Origin of the sequence: Mycetocola sp. (genome assembly GCF_046716805.1) — a bacterium.
Classification (GTDB): domain Bacteria; phylum Actinomycetota; class Actinomycetes; order Actinomycetales; family Microbacteriaceae; genus Mycetocola_A.
In genome coordinates this window covers 1-15,843 of sequence record NZ_JBKJWH010000064.1, presented here as the reverse complement: position 1 = coordinate 15,843, position 15,843 = coordinate 1, and the positions used below count along the sequence as shown (strand labels likewise).

Below are 15,843 nucleotides of genomic sequence, written 5' to 3'. Positions count from 1 at the left end.
ATCCCGGGACGAGCGAGATCGCCTCCGCGGTCCAGGTCATGATGAGATCGGATCGCGTGTCGAGCGGGATCGCGAGAATGGCACTCGACGGTTTGTATCGCGGGTCGATGACCAGCCAGGCGACGTCGAGTGAGGCGCGGGCGATGTCCACGACCAGCCGGACGAAGAACACCACCGTGTGCCAAAGATTGATCCGGCCGCTCAGGTCGATCGCCGGCAGGTAGAAGACGAGGGAGATCAGGACGGCGAGGATCGCTCCGGTCAGCACGCTGAGCACGGTGAACTGGCCCCAGACCAGGCACCACAGAAGGACGAGGCCGAGCAGGAGCACGATCTGGCTGCGTCGGGTGATCCGGCGTCCACCGCTCTCAGGACTCATTCGACACTCCCGGGGAACACGGCCTCGACGTAGGTGGAATGCGAGTCGAAGTCCGCGGCGGTTCGGCTGGCGAGGTCGTAGAGCGGGCCGGCGAAAACGGTGAGCGAGACGGTGAGCGCGACCATGCCGGTGGTCGCGGCGAGCATCAGGCGGGGCACGCTCTTGGTGCGGACCGTGCCGCCCGAATCGTCCGGGGTTTCGCTGAGCGAGTCGAGCAGAGGCGACGAGTACCCTTCGACGTCGCCGCTCGGCCGCCAGAACACCATGTTCCATACTCGGGCGAGGGCGTACAGGGTGAGGAGCGAGGTAGCCGCACCGGCGGCGATGAGCACGTATGACAGCGGCGTACCGAGCGAGACACCGGCTTCGAACAAGCCAACCTTGCCGAGGAAGCCGGAGAACGGCGGGATCCCGCCGAGGTTCATCGCCCCGACGAAGAAGAGGACGGAAACCAGGGGCGATGCTTTGAGGATGCCGCCGACCCGGTTGATCGACGTCGTCCCTCCCACTCGCTCGACCAGACCTGTGGCGAGGAACAGGGTCGTCTGCACGATGATGTGGTGGACGATGTAGAAAATCGTCGCCGCGAGCGCGGCCTGGCTGCCGATCGCGATGCCGAAGATCATGTAACCGATGTGACTGACAAGGGTGAATGACAGCAGTCGTTTGATGTCGGCCTGTGCCAGGGCGCCGAGGATCCCGATCAACAGGGTCAGCAGGGCGACGATCATCAGCGGGATGTCGATATTGACGTCGGTGAACATCACCGTGTCTGTGCGGATGATGGCGTAGACACCCACCTTCGTCAGCAAACCGGCGAACACGGCCGTGACCGGTGCAGGGGCGGTCGGGTAGGAGTCCGGCAGCCAGAACGACATCGGGAACACAGCGGCCTTGATGCAGAAGGCGGTGAGGAGGGAGATGCAGAGAATCATCTGCACATCAGCGGGCAGGTCCCGGACCCGTTCGGCGATCAGCGCCATCGTCACCGTTCCGGTGGCGGCGTAGATGAAGGCGATCGAGGCGAGGAAGATGATCGACGATGTCAGGCTGACGATGATGTAGGTGACGCCGGCACGGATGCGGGCACCGGTGCCGGCGAGGGTGAGCAGCACATAGCTCGCCGAGAGCAGCATCTCGAATCCGACGTACAGGTTGAAGAGATCACCGGCGATGAAGGCGTCGAACAGGCCAGCCGCCAGGACGAGGTAGGTGGGGTGGAAGATCGAGACCGGGGTTTCCCTGTCGCCGTCGGCGATGCCCTGGCCGGTCGCGAAGAGAAGCACGCCGAGGAGCATGAGCGCCGCGATCAGGACCATGATCATCGCCAGGCGGTCGGCGACGAGCACGATACCGAACGGCGCATCCCAGCCGCCGACATCGACGACCACGGCGCCATGACGATCGACGAACACGAGAAGGATCGCGCTCAGCACGCTGACGGCGGTGAGGGTCAGTGCGCTGACGAGAACCTGCGCCCTGCGGTAGGCGCCGAGGACGAGCGCTGTCGCAGCGCCCAGCAGGGGCAGCAGCACGAGGAGCGGAACGAGAGCACTCATCGGTTCTCCTCCAATCCCCGGCCGGGCTCATCCGGGTGTTCGTCGCTGTCGGCAAGGATCTTCTGGATCGCCGCATCATCGAGGTCCACCGCGTCGAAGGTGGCATCCGTCGCTGCTTCGGTGTCCCCGGTGTGCTGGTCGGGCACGGCGTCACCCTGGTCGCCCAGCTGGGCCAGCCACCAGGAGCGGTAGATCAGGGCGAGAACGAACGCGGTGATACCGAAGTTGATCACGATGGCCGTGAGCATGAGCACCTGGGGAACCGGGTCCGCCATGGTTTCGTCCGCGCTCGTACCAGTGACGATCGGTGCTGTTCCGCTGGGGCCGCTGACCAGGAGGATGAGCAGGTTGGTCGCGTTGCCGACGAGCATGAACCCGATGAGCACGCGGGTGAGGCTGCGTTCGAGCATCACCGTGATGCCAACGGCGTAGAGCACGGCCATGAGCAGGATGAGCGTTGCTGACGCGGTCATCGGGTGACCTCGCTCTCCGAGAAGTCGTCGCGGGATTCTTCGGACAGTTCCGCCTGTTCCTGCTGCCTGTCGATCTCGGCGCCGAGGCTGCGAAGGATGTCAAGCACGAGGCCGACCACGACGAGGTAGACCCCGAAGTCGAAGATGGTCGACGTGCCGAAGGACAAGTGGCCGAGGAAGAGCACGTCGGTCTCGAAGTATGCCGAGGTCAGCGTCTCAACTCCGAAGAACAGCGAAACGACGCCGCAGCCCGCGGCGAGCGCGACACCGGCTCCGAGGATCTTGCCCGCGTCGATCGGGATCGCCTCGGCGAGTTCATACCGGCCACCGGCAAGGTAGCGCGCGACAAGGGCAAGACCAGCGAGCAGCCCGCCGGCGAAGCCGCCGCCCGGCGCGTTGTGGCCGACGAAGAGAAAGTAGATCGAGACGAGGATCGCCGGGTGGAAGAGCAGCCGGACGAGGACCTCGAGCAGTATCGAGCGGTGGTCGGTGGCGAGGGTACGACCGGCCAGCAGCCAGCTCATCCGGCTGGAACTGGCTTCGGGCCCCGGTGCCAGAGGGTCGACGAGGACGCGCCTGCGGTTTCGCCCCCTGCGCTGCTGCCGGGAACCCACGAGCCTCGGGATCGGCCCGGCGCGCCCGGTGACGAACAGCAGGCTTGCGATGCCGGTCGCGACGACGACGAGGACGGAGATCTCACCCATGGTGTCCCAGGCCCGGATGTCGACGAGGACCGTGTTGACGATGTTGCGCCCGTGTGCTTCCTCGAACGCGAGGCGTGGCCATTCGGTGCCGATGCTCTCGGTCTGGCGTGCGCCGAGGGCGATCACCGCGACGACCGCCATGATGGCGCCGACCGCGATACCGACCGAAGCCCGCAGCAGCCGCTTCACCGGCCTGTTGCGCTGGGCGATCTTCGTCGGCAGGCGTCGCAGAACGAGGACGAACACGACGAGGGTGACCATCTCCACCAGGGCCTGGGTGAGCGCGAGGTCCGGGGCACCGTGCATGGCGAAAAGGGCGACCATACCGAATCCGGTCGTACCGACGAGAAGCACCGCACTCATCCGCTGCCTCGCCCGGCCCGCCATGATCGCGGCGATGGCGATGGCGACGGCGAGAAGTGCCTGCTCAGGATAATCCCACGGGCGGATGCTGTCCGGCCAGGTTCGGTTCAGCGCACTGGCGACCCCGAGGGTGAGGACGTAGACGACGAGGATGGTGCCGAGGTACTGCGGCAGTCCGCCTCGCTGGGCGAAGATGGTCGAGCGAGCCGCCAACCGGTCGACGAGGCGGACGCTGAGCCAGTAGCCACGCGACGCGTCCACCGTCGATGGCACCGCGTCCTGGACCCTGGCGACCCAGATGCGCCGCCAGAACATGACGAGGCCGATGGCGACAACGAGGGCGGAGAGGGCGAGGGCGGGCTCGAACCCGTGCCACAGTGCGAGGTGGTAGTCCCCCGGACCGGGCATGGTCTCGGCGTATGGGCGGAGCGCCGGATCGAGGAGGGGCCCTGCTCCGACGCCGAGCACGATCGTCACGGCGCTGAGGATGCCAGGGGCGATCAGGATGCCCCAGCCGTCGGCGTGAAGTTTCGATGGAGCGGTGTCCTGGCGAGTGGCGAAAGCACCCCAGAAAAAGCGGACGCTGTACGCGACGGTGAGCACCGAACCCACGGCGGTGCCGATGAGCGCAACCCAGCCCCACGCATCCCCGGCGAGTCCTGCTTCGAGGAACGCCGTGAAAACGGCTTCCTTCGCGACGAAACCGAGAAGCGGCGGAATGCCGGCCATTGACGCGACCGCGACGAGGGTGATGGCGGCGAGCATTTTCGACTGGCGGCCGACCCCGGAGAGTTTGCGCCAGTCACGGGTGCCTGCGCGGTGGTCGAGAATGCCGACGACGAGGAAGAGAGCCGCCTTGTACAGGGCGTGCGCCAGGAGAAGCGCGGCGCCGGCAAGACCTGCGTCGTGCCCACCGAACCCGACGATCACCATCAGGAATCCGAGTTGGCTGACCGTTCCGTAGGCGAGGACGAGCTTGAGGTCGTACTGCCGCAGCGATCGCCAGGCACCGACGAGCATCGCCGAGACGCCGAGCCCGACGAGAACCGGCGTCCAGCCAGGGATGTCGGCGTAGCCGGGTGCGAAGCGGGCAACGAGGTAGATGCCGGCCTTCACCATGGCGGCGGCGTGCAGGTAGGCACTCACCGGGGTGGGTGCGGCCATCGCAGCGGGGAGCCAGAAGTGGAACGGCACGATCGCTGACTTCGAGAGAGCGCCGACGAGGAGAAGGAGGATCGCGACGGTGGTGGCCGGCCCCTCGAGTCCCTGCTCGACGATCGACGCGATCGACGTCGTTCCTGCCTGCACAGAGATCATGACGACGCCGACGAGCATGATCAGGCCGCCGAAGGTGGTCACGAGGAGGGCTTGCAGTGCGGCGCCGCGGCTCTCCTTGCGGTCGACGTAGTGCCCGATGAGCAGGTAGGAGAGCACGCTCGTGATCTCCCAGAACATGAACATCACGAGGATGTCGTCAGCGGTGACGAGTCCGTACATCGCCCCTGCGAATGCGAGGAGCAACCCGGCGAACCGGCCGAGGCCGGGCTCGGACGGGGTGAAATACCGCGCACAGTAGACGAGGACGAGCCCGCCGACTCCGGTCACGATGAGGGCCAGCAGCCAGGCGAGGGTGTCGACGCGGAACGACAGCGCGATGCCCAGTTGCGGAATCCAGGGGACGCTTTCGGTCACCGCTCCGCCGGCGAGCACGGCAGGCGTCTGCGTCAGCGTGTACGCGAAAGCGGCGAACGGCAGCACCGAGAGAAGATAGAAGACCCGCGTGGACAGCCACTTCGTCATCAGCCTCGTGGCACACGAGACGACGAGGAAGGCCAGCAGGATCAATACCATGAGGTCTCTCGGGTTGCGTGCGGTGGGTCACCCCAGTTTAACCGCCCGGGGAGCCCGCCCGGACCACGGCCTACTCGCCGGCCCTGTGTCTGGCGTTCCGCCGTCGCGAGACCCGAAGCGTCACCAGCACGACGACCAGTCCGACCAGCACGAGGAAGATGGTCGCCACCGGCAACGCCGAGAGACCACGCCAGTCCAGGAGCAGCGCCCCGATCAGCGCCCCGCCCCCGATTCCGACGTTGAAGGCGGTGGTGTAGAACGCGCTTGCCGTGTCACGGATCCTCGCGCTCGCGGTGTGCAACAACCGTGTCTGCAGAAGCGGCGGTACAAGCCCGAAGGCGAGACCCCAGAGCACGATCCCGCCCAGCGACACCCACAGCACCGGTGTGGCCACCGCTGCGACACCCACTCCAACCGCCGTCGCGGCCAGCCCGATCACGAGTCCGGCGCTCGAGCGCCTGCCGAACACGGTACCCGCGAGGACGAGTCCGAGCGCGCCCGCTGCTCCGTAGGCGAAGAGGACCGCGCTGAGGAACTCGGGAGCTACCCCGAGCCGGTCGATCAGGTAGGGGGCGATGAACGTGTAGAAGGCGTAGTTTCCGACCATCACGATCGCGACGGTGACACAGAGCAGCCCGACAGCGAGGATCGTCGGGTCGCGGCGGGAGGTGGCATCCGAGGGAGTCGCCTCGTCCCGTTCGACAGGCGGCAGCCAGCGGAGAACCGCGAGCACACCCAGGAACAGGGCGAAGGCGATCGCGGCGAACGCCCAACGCCAGCCGATGGCCTGCCCGAGCACCGTGCCGAGCGGCACGCCGAGCACGAGCGCTATGGTTCCACCGGCGAGGGTGATGGAGACCGCCCTGGCAATGTGTTCCCGGTCGACGAGGTGCGCGGAATAGGCGGGAACCATGGCCCAGAACAGGCCGTGCGCGAGCCCTCCGAGCACCCGGGTCGCTACGACGAGTTCATAGGTGGGGGCGAGAGCGGTCAGCAGGTTGCTCAGGCCGAGTACGGCGAGGATCGCCACCATCAGTGTGTGTCTGGGGATCCGAACCGTCAGCGCGGTGAGCGGGGCGCTCGAGATCACGACGGTGAAAGCGAACACCGTCACGAGCAGGCCGACCTGCGACGGAGAGACCCCAAGGGACTTACTCATCTCCGGCAACAGGCCGGTCGGGATCATTTCGCTCGAGATGGAAAGGAACACGGTCGCTGAGAGCGCGATCAGCCCGATCCACGGGAAGGGGGGCGGCCCGGTCGGCGGGTGCACCGCGCGCGGCGCGACAGGAATGGGGGAAGTGGTCATCGGGGGATCCAACGACGGCGTTCACTCGGCCGCCGGAGCGAGAGCCGAGTTCGTCTACGCGCCGATGTGCGCGCCCAGGGCCGAACGGAATGCGCCGACCATGGACCAGTCTAACCGAGGCTCCGCTGGGCGCAGGAGTAAGCATCCGGACTGCAATACCCTAGAGGCGTGACTATCCCCGACGCACCGCGAGAACATCTCAACCACTGGGTCCTGACCTTCGTCTGCGCCGACCGACCGGGAATCGTGCACGCCATCAGCGGGGCCATCGTCTCGGCTCGGGGCAACATCACCGAGAGCCAGCAGTTCTCGAGTGCAGACACCGGCCGGTTCTTCATGCGGCTGCAGGTCGAGTCCCCTGGCGACCGTGCCGAATTCGAGGCGGCGATCGAGCCGGTGACGAACACCTACGAGATGACCTGGCGGCTCGACGTCGTCGGCCGCCCCCTGCGCACCCTCGTCCTGGCGTCGACGGCGGCGCACTGCGTGAACGACCTTCTTTTCCGGCAGCGTGCAGGGCAGTTGAGCGTCGACATTCCGCTGGTGCTTTCCAACCACGGCAGCCTGCGCGACATCGCCACGTTCTACGGGGTCCCGTTCGAATCCCGGCCGGTGACGGATGCCGCGTCGAAAGCGGCCTTCGAGCGCCGCGTCCTCGAGGCGGTCGACGAGTTCGACATCGAACTCGTCGTCCTTGCCAGGTACATGCAGATCCTCTCCCCCGAGCTCTGTGAACGCCTCGCGGGCCGGGCCATCAACATCCACCACTCCTTCCTGCCCGGTTTCAAGGGAGCGAACCCGTACCGGCAGGCTCATGCTCGCGGTGTGAAGCTCATCGGCGCGACCGCACACTTCGTCACCAGCGACCTCGACGAGGGGCCGATCATCGAGCAGAACGTCGTCCGGGTCGACCACTCACGCAGCGCGAGCGAGCTCGTCGCGATCGGCCAGGACGAGGAGAGCCGCACCCTCACCCAGGCGGTGAAGTGGTTCGCCGAGGATCGCGTGCTGCTCGACGGCGCTCGCACCATCATCTTCAAATGACGAACCTCTACACTGGACCGGTGCCGGAATCCAGCGACAAGTTCACTCTCACCCCCAATGACATCCTGAGGTTCTTCCTCGAAATCTTCGCCGTCGTGAGCCTCGCGGTGTGGGGATTCGCGTCGTGGCCGGTGCCCTGGAACATCGTTCTCGGCATTGTTCTTCCCCTCGTGGGAATCCTGCTCTGGGCGTTGTTCCGCTCCCCGAAGGCGGTGTTCTCCGTCGACGTCTTCGGCAAGGCCCTCGTCGAGATCGCCGTCATGGGTGCTGCCGCGCTGGCCTGGTGGGACATGGACGTGCCGGTTGTCGCTATCGCCTTCGGCGTGCTCGCGACGGTCAGCGGCGTTATCAACGGCCGCAGGGAACTGGGATGACGGACATCGTGGGGCTGCTCGTCGACGCGCTCGGCGACGCAGTGTCCACGGATGCCGCAACGCTGGCGCTCGCGCAGGCCGACAAATCGGGGCACCGGTCGGCATCCGCTCCCCTGGCCGTCGTCACCGCGCGCTCGATCGCTGACGTTCAAGCGGTGATGCGCATCGCCTCCTCCACCGGCGCTCCTGTCGTCACCCGCGGAGCGGGCACCGGACTGGCCGGAGGGGCGATCGCCTCCGCCGGTGAGATCGTGCTCTCCACCGCGGCGATGGACCGGGTCCTCGAGATCAACGACGCCGACCTGCTCGCGGTCGTCGAGCCCGGCATCCTCAACGGCCGGTTCAACGAGATCCTCGCCGAGCGGGGCTTATGGTTCGCCCCGGACCCCGCGTCCAGAGCGATTTCGACGGTCGGCGGCAACATCGCCACCAACGCCGGCGGCCTGCTCTGCGCCAAGTACGGCGTGACCCGCGACGCGGTCCTCGGTCTCAAGGTCGTCCTCGCCGACGGCCGCCTGCTCGACCTCGGTCACCGAAGCGTCAAAGGGGTCACCGGTCTCGACCTGACCGCGCTGATGGTCGGCTCGGAAGGGCTGCTCGGCGTCATCGTCGAAGCCACCGTGCGCATCCGCCGAGCGGTGCCGGGTACCATTGCGACGATCGCCTCCTACTTCCCCAGCGTGACGGATGCCGCCGCGGCGGCGGCAGCGATCACGGCGGCCGGCATCCAGCCGTCCGTGATGGAACTGATGGACTCCGCCTCGCTCGAGGCCGCAGCCTCCCTGCTCGCCCTGCCCGGCATCAGCACCGGCGAGGCCCACCTGGTGGTCCAGACCGACGGCCCGGCGGCGCAGGAGGAAGCGGACGCCGCCTTCGCCCTGATCGTCTCGCTCGGCGGCCGCGGCGCTCTCTCGACGGACCTGGCCGAAGGGGAACGGCTGCTCACCGTCCGCCGATCGATGCACCCCGCGATGGAGCGGCTGGGCACGACCCTCATCGAGGACGTCTCCGTGCCGCGCTCAGCACTGCCGGCCATGTTTGCGGAGATCGTCCGGATCGAGCAGCGTTACGGCATCCGGATCCCGACGGTGGCCCACGCCGGAGACGGCAATCTTCACCCGAACTTCGTCTTCTCCGGAACCGAGGTGCCTGAGCTGATCTGGCAGGCGGCCGATGAACTGTTCGGCGCCGCGCTTCGGCTCGGAGGCACCCTCACCGGCGAGCATGGAATCGGCATTCTGAAGAAGCGCTGGCTCGGCCTGGAGCTCGGCGACGACCAGCTCGAGTTGCAACGGCAGATCAAACGGGTCTTCGACCCACAGGGCATCCTCAACCCGGGCAAGGTCTTCTAACACACGCGAGTTGCTGACTTTGAGGGGTTTCAACTGCCTGAAACCCCCTCAAGGTCAGCACCTCGCGTCCTTAAATGCTCTGCCACTCCGGCTTGTTCGCGTACGCGTACCGGTAGTACTCGGCGAGTTTCAGCCTCGACGCTGCTGCCTCGTCGACCACGACGGTGGCGTGCGGGTGCAGCTGGATCGCCGACCCGGGAACCATCGCCGAGAGCGGACCTTCGACGGATGCCGCGACGGCGTTCGCCTTGCCTTCGCCGAACGCCAGCATCACCAGATGTTCCGCACGGAGGATGGTGCCGAGCCCCTGCGTGATGCAGTGCATCGGCACGTCATCGGACGAGTCGAAGAAGCGTGCGTTGTCGCGGCGGGTCTGTTCGGTGAGCGTCTTCACGCGGGTGAGCGAGGCGAACGAGGAGCCGGGCTCGTTGAAGCCGATGTGCCCGTCTGTTCCCACTCCGAGGATCTGCAGGTCGATGCCGCCAGCGGCGAGAATGGCGCGTTCGTATGCGGCGCCCGCCGACTGGATGGTGTCCACGTTCCCGTTCGGAACGTGGACCCGGTCCGGGTCGAGGCCGATCGGTTCGACGACCTCGCGGGTGATGACGGCCCGGTAACTCTGCGGGTGGGCGACCGGCAGGCCGACGTACTCGTCCAGGGCGAAGCCGGACACCTGGCGCAGGTCGAGCGATTCCGCCCTGGCCGCGAGCGCCCGGTAGACCGCCAGCGGCGTCGATCCGGTCGCCAAACCGAGCACCGCATCCGCCTTCCGGGCGATCAGCGCGCGGACTGCATCTGCGACGAGTTCACCGGCCGCCCGTGCGTCCTCAACGATTACTATCTCAGCCATCCCAGCCTGCTTTCCGTGCGTTCCCAACATTCTGGCAGAAGCGCTCGCCCGGCCTTCTCCGGATTGCGGCTGGTAGTCTTTCGGCGTTCCCACCACCAAGCAGAGGATTCTCCGTGCCCAGTACCCGTCTTGCCCGAGCATCCGTTCTCGGCATCGTCACCGTCGCCGGGCTCCTGCTGACCGGCTGCGCTGGAGGTCAGTCCACCGCTGAAGCCTGTGCCATCGTGCAGACCACGATGGAGAAGGCCCAGGAAGACCTCAGCGAGAGCGTCGCCTCGTTCGGGAACGACCCTGCCGCCGGCGCAGACGCCGTCGATGAACTCGCCGCTTCGTTCTCCGGCGCCAACGACAAGATCAGCAACACCGAGGTGAAGAAGTCGACCGACGCGGCCGAGAAGGCCCTCGACGCCTTCGCCGGAGAGATGCGCACGGCAGCCGACGATCCCGCGAACGTGGACTCGGAGGCGCTGACCGACGCGCTCGAAGGCATCGAGACGACCTTCGCCGACGTTCAGTCCGCCTGCGTGGCCTGACCGGCGCCGAAACGCAGGAATGCCCCCGATCTCGATCGGGGGCATTCCTCGTTCTCGGGTCTTAACCCAGGCGGGTCTTGAGGTTTGCCGTGATCTCAGCGAGGAATTCCTCGGTGGTCTGGTACGACTGCTCAGGACCGACCAGGAGCGCGAGGTCCTTGGTCATTTTGCCGGACTCCACGGTCTTGATGACCACGTCCTCCAGGGTCGACGCGAATTCGATCAGGGCCGTGTTGCTGTCCAGCTTGCCGCGGTGCTGCAGTCCGCGGGTCCAGGCGAAAATCGAGGCGATCGGGTTGGTCGACGTCGGCTTGCCCTGCTGGTGCTGGCGGTAGTGACGGGTCACCGTGCCGTGTGCTGCTTCAGCCTCGACGATCTTGCCGTCCGGGGTGGCCAGCACGCTGGTCATCAGCCCGAGCGAGCCGAAGCCCTGCGCGACGGTGTCCGACTGCACGTCACCGTCGTAGTTCTTGCAGGCCCAGACGTAGCCGCCCTCCCACTTCATGGCGGATGCCACCATGTCGTCGATGAGGCGGTGCTCGTAGGTCAGTCCTGCGGAGTCGAACGCTTCCTTGAACTCGGCGTCGAAGATCTCCTGGAAGATGTCCTTGAACCGGCCGTCGTACGCCTTGAGGATCGTGTTCTTCGTGGAAAGGTACACGGGGTAATTGCGGGTGAGGCCGTAGTTCAGGCTGGCACGCGCGAAGTCGCGGATGGACTCGTCGAGGTTGTACTGCACCTGCGCGATGCCGTCGCCAGGCGACTGGTAGACCTCGAACTTCTGCGGCTCGGATCCGTCCTCGGGGGTGAATTCGACGGTCAGCGTGCCCTTGCCCTTGAACAGGAAGTCGGTGGCACGGTACTGGTCACCGAACGCGTGGCGGCCGATGATGATCGGCTTGTTCCAGCCCGGCACGAGACGCGGGATGTTCGAAATGATGATCGGCTCGCGGAAGATGACGCCACCGAGGATGTTGCGGATGGTACCGTTCGGGCTCTTCCACATCTTCTTGAGGCCGAATTCCTCGACTCGCGCCTCGTCCGGCGTGATCGTCGCGCACTTGACGCCGACGCCGTGCTTCTGGATGGCGTGCGCCGCGTCGATGGTGATCTGGTCGTTCGTCTCGTCACGCTTCTGGATGCCGAGGTCGTAGTACTCGAGATTGACGTCGAGGTACGGGTGGATCAGGGTGTCCTTGATGGACTGCCAGATGATTCGGGTCATCTCGTCGCCGTCGAGTTCGACGACAGTGCCTTCAACCTTAATTTTTGACAAAAGAAAGCTCCTCGTTTGTGGGGCCTTACGGGCCGCGGTCAAGCTTACCTGAGGCAACGCAAGTATCTTGATATCGAGACATCATGCGCCGCGGCCGACCGCTGCCGGCTACTGGCACAGGATGAATAATGGGCGAAATGTTGCGAGCGCCGCGATGCTGCTACCGGTGCGGCCCCCGTTCCGGCTAGCCTTGCACCATGCCTGAGCTCAGACTTGAAGAACTGTCCGCCTCAACCATCGTCGCGGTCAACGCATTGACTCTCAAGCCCGGCCAGGAGCAGTTCGTGGCCCCGGTGTCCTACTCGGTCGCTGCTGCTGTCGTGAACCCCGCAACCACCTGGCAACGCGTCGTCCTCGACGGCGACGAGGTCGTCGGATTCGTGCAGGCCAATTTCGACCCTGACTCCGATGACGAGTTCGCCAGCATCCTGTGGCGGATCAACGTCGACGCCGACGACCAGGGCCGCGGCGTGGGCACCTACGCCGTTCAGGCGCTCAGCGACGAAGCGGCCAAGCGCGGCTTCGACCACGTCAACGTAATCTTCGAACCGGGTGAGTCCGGCCCCGAGCAGTTCTTCCTTCACGTCGGTTTCGAACCGGTTGGCGAGACGCAGTATGGCGAAACCGTCGCCGTCCGCAAGCTCTGATTCCGGGCTCGCGCCCGAGGAGTTCATCGACGGCGTGCTGGATGTCGTCGCAGCCATTCCGCCCGGTCGCGTCATGAGCTACGGCCAGGTCGCCGCGACGATCGGTTCCCGATCGGCGCGGGGCGTCGGCCGGGTCATGGCACACCACGGGAACGAGGTTCCCTGGTGGCGCGTCGTCCGCGCGGGCGGGCTTCCTCCTGCCTGCCATGAGGACGAAGCCCTGGAACACTACCGTGCCGAGGCGACCCCGTGGGCTCCTCGCGCTGACGGGAGCTACCGGCTCGCGGCATCCGCTTTCGTGTGACGGTTCTGCCGATGCCGAGCCGCTCGCGCGGGCGGCATTGCACAGGGCGGGTGCAATCGCGCCCGCCCTGTGCACATACGACCGCGCGACCGGGTCAGACCAGCGAGTCCCGCCAGGCAGCATGCAGCTGGGCGAACCGCCCGGTGCCTGAGATGAGATCACGCGGGGTACCGTCCTCGACGATCCGCCCGTGTTCCATCACCAGCACCCGGTCGGCGATCGCCACAGTGGACAGCCGGTGCGCGATGATCACAGCCGTGCGATCGGCGAGAAGCGTCTGCAGCGCCTCCTGCACGAGCCGTTCACTGGGGATGTCGAGCGACGCCGTCGCCTCATCGAGGATCAGCACCGCCGGGTCGGCGAGGAACGCCCGCGCAAACGAGATCAGCTGGCGCTGACCGGCGGACACCCGACCGCCGCGCTTGTTCACATCGGTGTCGTATGCGTTCGGGAGGGCGCGGATGAAGCCGTCCGCACCGACCGCCTTGGCAGCCGCCGTGATCTCCTCCGCCGTGGCATCCGGTTTTCCGATCGCGATATTGTCGGCAACAGACCCGGAGAAAAGGTACGCCTCCTGGGTGACCATGACGATGGCGCGGCGGAGGTCCTTTGGGTGCAACTGCCGGAGATCGACGCCGTCGAGCGTCACTGTGCCCTCGGTGGGATCGTAGAACCGCGACATCAGCTTCGCCAGGGTCGACTTGCCCGCGCCGGTTGAGCCGACGAGAGCGACGGTCTGACCGGCGGGCAGATCGAGGGTGAAGTGCGGAAGCACGACGTTGTCGCCCTTGTACGCGAAGGTGACGTCCTGGAACTGCACGTGACCGCGCGCAGTCCACAGGTCGACCGGGTGCACCGGGTCCGGCACGGTCGGTTTCTCTTCGAGGACGCCCGAGATCTTCTCGAGCGCGGCGGCGGCGGATTGGTACGAGTTGTAGAACATCGCCATCTCCTCCATCGGGTCGAAGAAGCGGCGGGTGTAGAGCAGCACGGCGAGCAGCGACCCGATCTCGAGACCCCCGTCGATCACGCGGAAGCCGCCGACGAGCAGCACAACCGCGACCGCGGTGTTGCCGATCAGGATGAGACCCGGGTCGAAGAGGCCGAACAGCCTGATGACCTTCGCGTTGGCATCCCGATAGTCCTCGACGAGACCCCCGAACTCGGCGTCGTTGCGCTTCTCGGTGCGGAACGCCTTGACCACGCGGATGCCGGTCATCGTCTCGACGAACTTCACGATGAGGCGCGCCGACGCGACGCGCGTCTGACGGTAGCCGCGTCGCGACCGGGCCTGGAACCAGCGGGTGAGCACGGCGAGCGGCACGAGCGCTCCGGCGATGACGAGAGCGCTGACGGGATCGAACACCACGAGCGCGATGCCGATGAACGCCATGTAGAGCACGCCGCGCACGAGACCGTTGAGTCCAGAGTCGAGCAGTTCGCGGATCGACTCGAGGTCGCTCGTCTGGCGCGCAATGATGCGGCCCGAGGTGTAGCTCTCGTGGAATTCGAGGCTCAGTCGCTGCGCGTGCAGAAACACCCGGCGGCGCAGGTCGAACAGGATGGCCTGGCTCACCCGGGCCGACAGCATCGTGTACCAGGCGATCAGCACGGCGCCGAGCACCCCGGAGACGAGGTACGCGCCGACGGCGACCCCGAGCGGCACGATGTCGCTGTCGAGCGCCGCCGGCAAGCCCTCGTTGATGCCGATTGCGATGAGCGCCGGCCCTGCCACCTGGGCGGCGGTGCTGACGACGACGACGAACAGGGTCAGGATGACGCGGGCACGCACCGGGCGCAGCAGCGACCCGAGCAGGCGCAGCGACCGCGACCGGATCAACCGGCTCTCGTCGCGGGTGTAGTCGCCGCGCTCTTCGCCCTCGACTCCGGTAACGCTCACTTCTCCACCTCGCGGGCGTTGTCGGGTTCGAGCGACGAGATCACGGAGCGGTAGTGGTCGTTGGTCGCGAGCAGTTCGGAGTGCGTGCCGACCGCAGTGACGCGTCCGTCTTGCAGCAGTGCGACGCGGTCGGCGAGCTGCACAGTGGAGGGGCGGTGCGCCACGATGAGCGCGGTCGTGGTGGCGAGCACGCGGCGAAGGGCCGCCTCGACGCGCGCCTCGGTGTCGACGTCGAGCGCCGACAGCGGGTCGTCGAGCACGAGCACCGACGGAGCGGCGGCGACGGCGCGGGCGAGTGCGAGTCGCTGACGTTGGCCTCCGGAGAGCGAGAGCCCCTCCTCGCCGACGGTCGTGTTCTCCGCTTCCGGCAACTCGGCGACGAACTCGGCCTGCGCGATCTCAAGCGCCTCGGCGAGCACCGTGTCGGCATCCGCGCCCCCGACTGCGAGTTCGGGCCGCCCGAGCAGCACGTTGTCGCGCACCGACGCCGAGAACAGTGTCGCGTCTTCGAACGCCATCGCGATGCGGCGGCGCAGTTCCTCACGGGTGAGGTCGCGGATGTCGACGCCGTCGAGTCTGATCGCCCCGCCCGTGACGTCGTAGAGCCGGGTGGTGAGCGCGGTGAGGGTCGTCTTTCCCGACCCGGTGAGACCGACGAGCGCCATCGTCTCGCCGGGTTCGAGTTCGAGGGAGACGCCGTCGACGAGGTCGGCACCCTCGGTGCCGGCATCCTGATACCGAAAGTGCACGTTGTCGAAGGTGAGGCGTCCCCGCGGCTCGGTGACGGTGGCCGGATCGGCGGGGTCGGTGATCGGGTTGGGTGAGTCGAGCACCTCGAAGAGCCGGTCGACCGCCGTGCGGGTGTCGAAGGTCATCGACAGCAGGAACCCGATCGACTCGATCGGGAAGCGCAGCACCGTGGCCG

At 66.7% G+C, this 15,843-nt stretch carries 15 protein-coding genes; 6 read left to right on the top strand and 9 right to left on the bottom strand.

All coding sequences use genetic code 11. The annotated features are described in order from the left end of the window. From ACLQ62_RS05215 to ACLQ62_RS05195, 5 genes are all read right to left on the bottom strand, one after another. Window positions 1-379: Na+/H+ antiporter subunit E (locus ACLQ62_RS05215; protein WP_411720607.1), on the bottom strand; the 379-nt coding region annotated here is incomplete at its 3' end. Further along, window positions 376-1,938, bottom strand: a complete 1,563-nt coding sequence (locus tag ACLQ62_RS05210) for a Na+/H+ antiporter subunit D (RefSeq protein WP_411720606.1) — start codon at window positions 1,936-1,938, stop codon at window positions 376-378. The genes ACLQ62_RS05215 and ACLQ62_RS05210, both read right to left, overlap by 4 nt. Beyond that, window positions 1,935-2,411 carry an NADH-quinone oxidoreductase subunit K gene (locus ACLQ62_RS05205; RefSeq protein WP_411720605.1) on the bottom strand — a complete coding sequence of 159 codons (477 nt, stop codon included), beginning with the start codon at window positions 2,409-2,411 and terminating at the stop codon, window positions 1,935-1,937. The genes ACLQ62_RS05210 and ACLQ62_RS05205 overlap by 4 nt, the downstream gene beginning before the upstream one ends. Then, window positions 2,408-5,329, bottom strand: a complete 2,922-nt coding sequence (locus ACLQ62_RS05200) for a Na+/H+ antiporter subunit A (protein ID WP_411720604.1) — start codon at window positions 5,327-5,329, stop codon at window positions 2,408-2,410. Before ACLQ62_RS05200 ends, ACLQ62_RS05205 begins: the two co-directional genes overlap by 4 nt. A 70-nt stretch (window positions 5,330-5,399) precedes the next feature. After that, window positions 5,400-6,638: an MFS transporter gene (locus ACLQ62_RS05195; protein ID WP_411720603.1), complete on the bottom strand. Its 1,239-nt coding sequence runs from the start codon at window positions 6,636-6,638 to the stop codon at window positions 5,400-5,402. 168 nt (window positions 6,639-6,806) lie between these two features. On the opposite strand from ACLQ62_RS05195, the gene purU reads away from it, so the two are divergent. Genes purU through ACLQ62_RS05180 form a run of 3 tightly spaced genes read left to right on the top strand, consistent with a single transcriptional unit; the run spans window position 6,807 to window position 9,408 of the window. After that, window positions 6,807-7,682, top strand: a complete 876-nt coding sequence (gene purU, locus ACLQ62_RS05190) for a formyltetrahydrofolate deformylase (protein WP_411720602.1) — start codon at window positions 6,807-6,809, stop codon at window positions 7,680-7,682. Beyond that, window positions 7,679-8,056 carry a YrdB family protein gene (locus ACLQ62_RS05185; protein WP_411720601.1) on the top strand — a complete coding sequence of 126 codons (378 nt, stop codon included), beginning with the start codon at window positions 7,679-7,681 and terminating at the stop codon, window positions 8,054-8,056. The genes purU and ACLQ62_RS05185 overlap by 4 nt, the downstream gene beginning before the upstream one ends. Continuing rightward, window positions 8,053-9,408, top strand: a complete 1,356-nt coding sequence (locus ACLQ62_RS05180; RefSeq protein WP_411720600.1) for an FAD-binding oxidoreductase — start codon at window positions 8,053-8,055, stop codon at window positions 9,406-9,408. The genes ACLQ62_RS05185 and ACLQ62_RS05180 overlap by 4 nt, the downstream gene beginning before the upstream one ends. 70 nt (window positions 9,409-9,478) lie before the next feature. Here ACLQ62_RS05180 and nagB read toward each other — a convergent pair whose 3' ends face one another. Beyond that, on the bottom strand, window positions 9,479-10,258 hold the full coding sequence (nagB, locus tag ACLQ62_RS05175) for a glucosamine-6-phosphate deaminase (protein WP_411720599.1): 780 nt from the start codon (window positions 10,256-10,258) through the stop codon (window positions 9,479-9,481). A 113-nt stretch (window positions 10,259-10,371) separates the two neighbouring features. Here nagB and ACLQ62_RS05170 point away from each other — a divergent pair, with 113 nt between their 5' ends. Beyond that, the gene (locus ACLQ62_RS05170) at window positions 10,372-10,791 is read left to right on the top strand and encodes a hypothetical protein (protein ID WP_411720597.1); all 420 of its coding nucleotides are present in this window, start codon (window positions 10,372-10,374) and stop codon (window positions 10,789-10,791) included. A gap of 61 nt (window positions 10,792-10,852) precedes the next feature. Here ACLQ62_RS05170 and ACLQ62_RS05165 read toward each other — a convergent pair whose 3' ends face one another. Further along, complete coding sequence (locus ACLQ62_RS05165) at window positions 10,853-12,067, bottom strand: NADP-dependent isocitrate dehydrogenase (protein WP_411720596.1); 1,215 nt, start codon at window positions 12,065-12,067, stop codon at window positions 10,853-10,855. A 197-nt stretch (window positions 12,068-12,264) separates the two neighbouring features. Here ACLQ62_RS05165 and ACLQ62_RS05160 point away from each other — a divergent pair, with 197 nt between their 5' ends. Together ACLQ62_RS05160 and ACLQ62_RS05155 are read left to right on the top strand one after the other, a co-directional pair. Further along, window positions 12,265-12,714, top strand: a complete 450-nt coding sequence (locus tag ACLQ62_RS05160; protein WP_411720595.1) for a GNAT family N-acetyltransferase — start codon at window positions 12,265-12,267, stop codon at window positions 12,712-12,714. Further along, window positions 12,683-13,018 carry an MGMT family protein gene (locus ACLQ62_RS05155; RefSeq protein WP_411720594.1) on the top strand — a complete coding sequence of 112 codons (336 nt, stop codon included), beginning with the start codon at window positions 12,683-12,685 and terminating at the stop codon, window positions 13,016-13,018. Before ACLQ62_RS05160 ends, ACLQ62_RS05155 begins: the two co-directional genes overlap by 32 nt. Before the next feature lie 94 nt (window positions 13,019-13,112). On the opposite strand, the gene ACLQ62_RS05150 is transcribed toward ACLQ62_RS05155, so the two are convergent. Both ACLQ62_RS05150 and ACLQ62_RS05145 read right to left on the bottom strand, forming a co-directional pair. Next, complete coding sequence (locus ACLQ62_RS05150; RefSeq protein WP_411720593.1) at window positions 13,113-14,918, bottom strand: ABC transporter ATP-binding protein; 1,806 nt, start codon at window positions 14,916-14,918, stop codon at window positions 13,113-13,115. Then, window positions 14,915-15,843: ABC transporter ATP-binding protein (locus ACLQ62_RS05145; RefSeq protein ID WP_411720592.1), on the bottom strand; the 929-nt coding region annotated here is incomplete at its 5' end. The genes ACLQ62_RS05150 and ACLQ62_RS05145, both read right to left, overlap by 4 nt.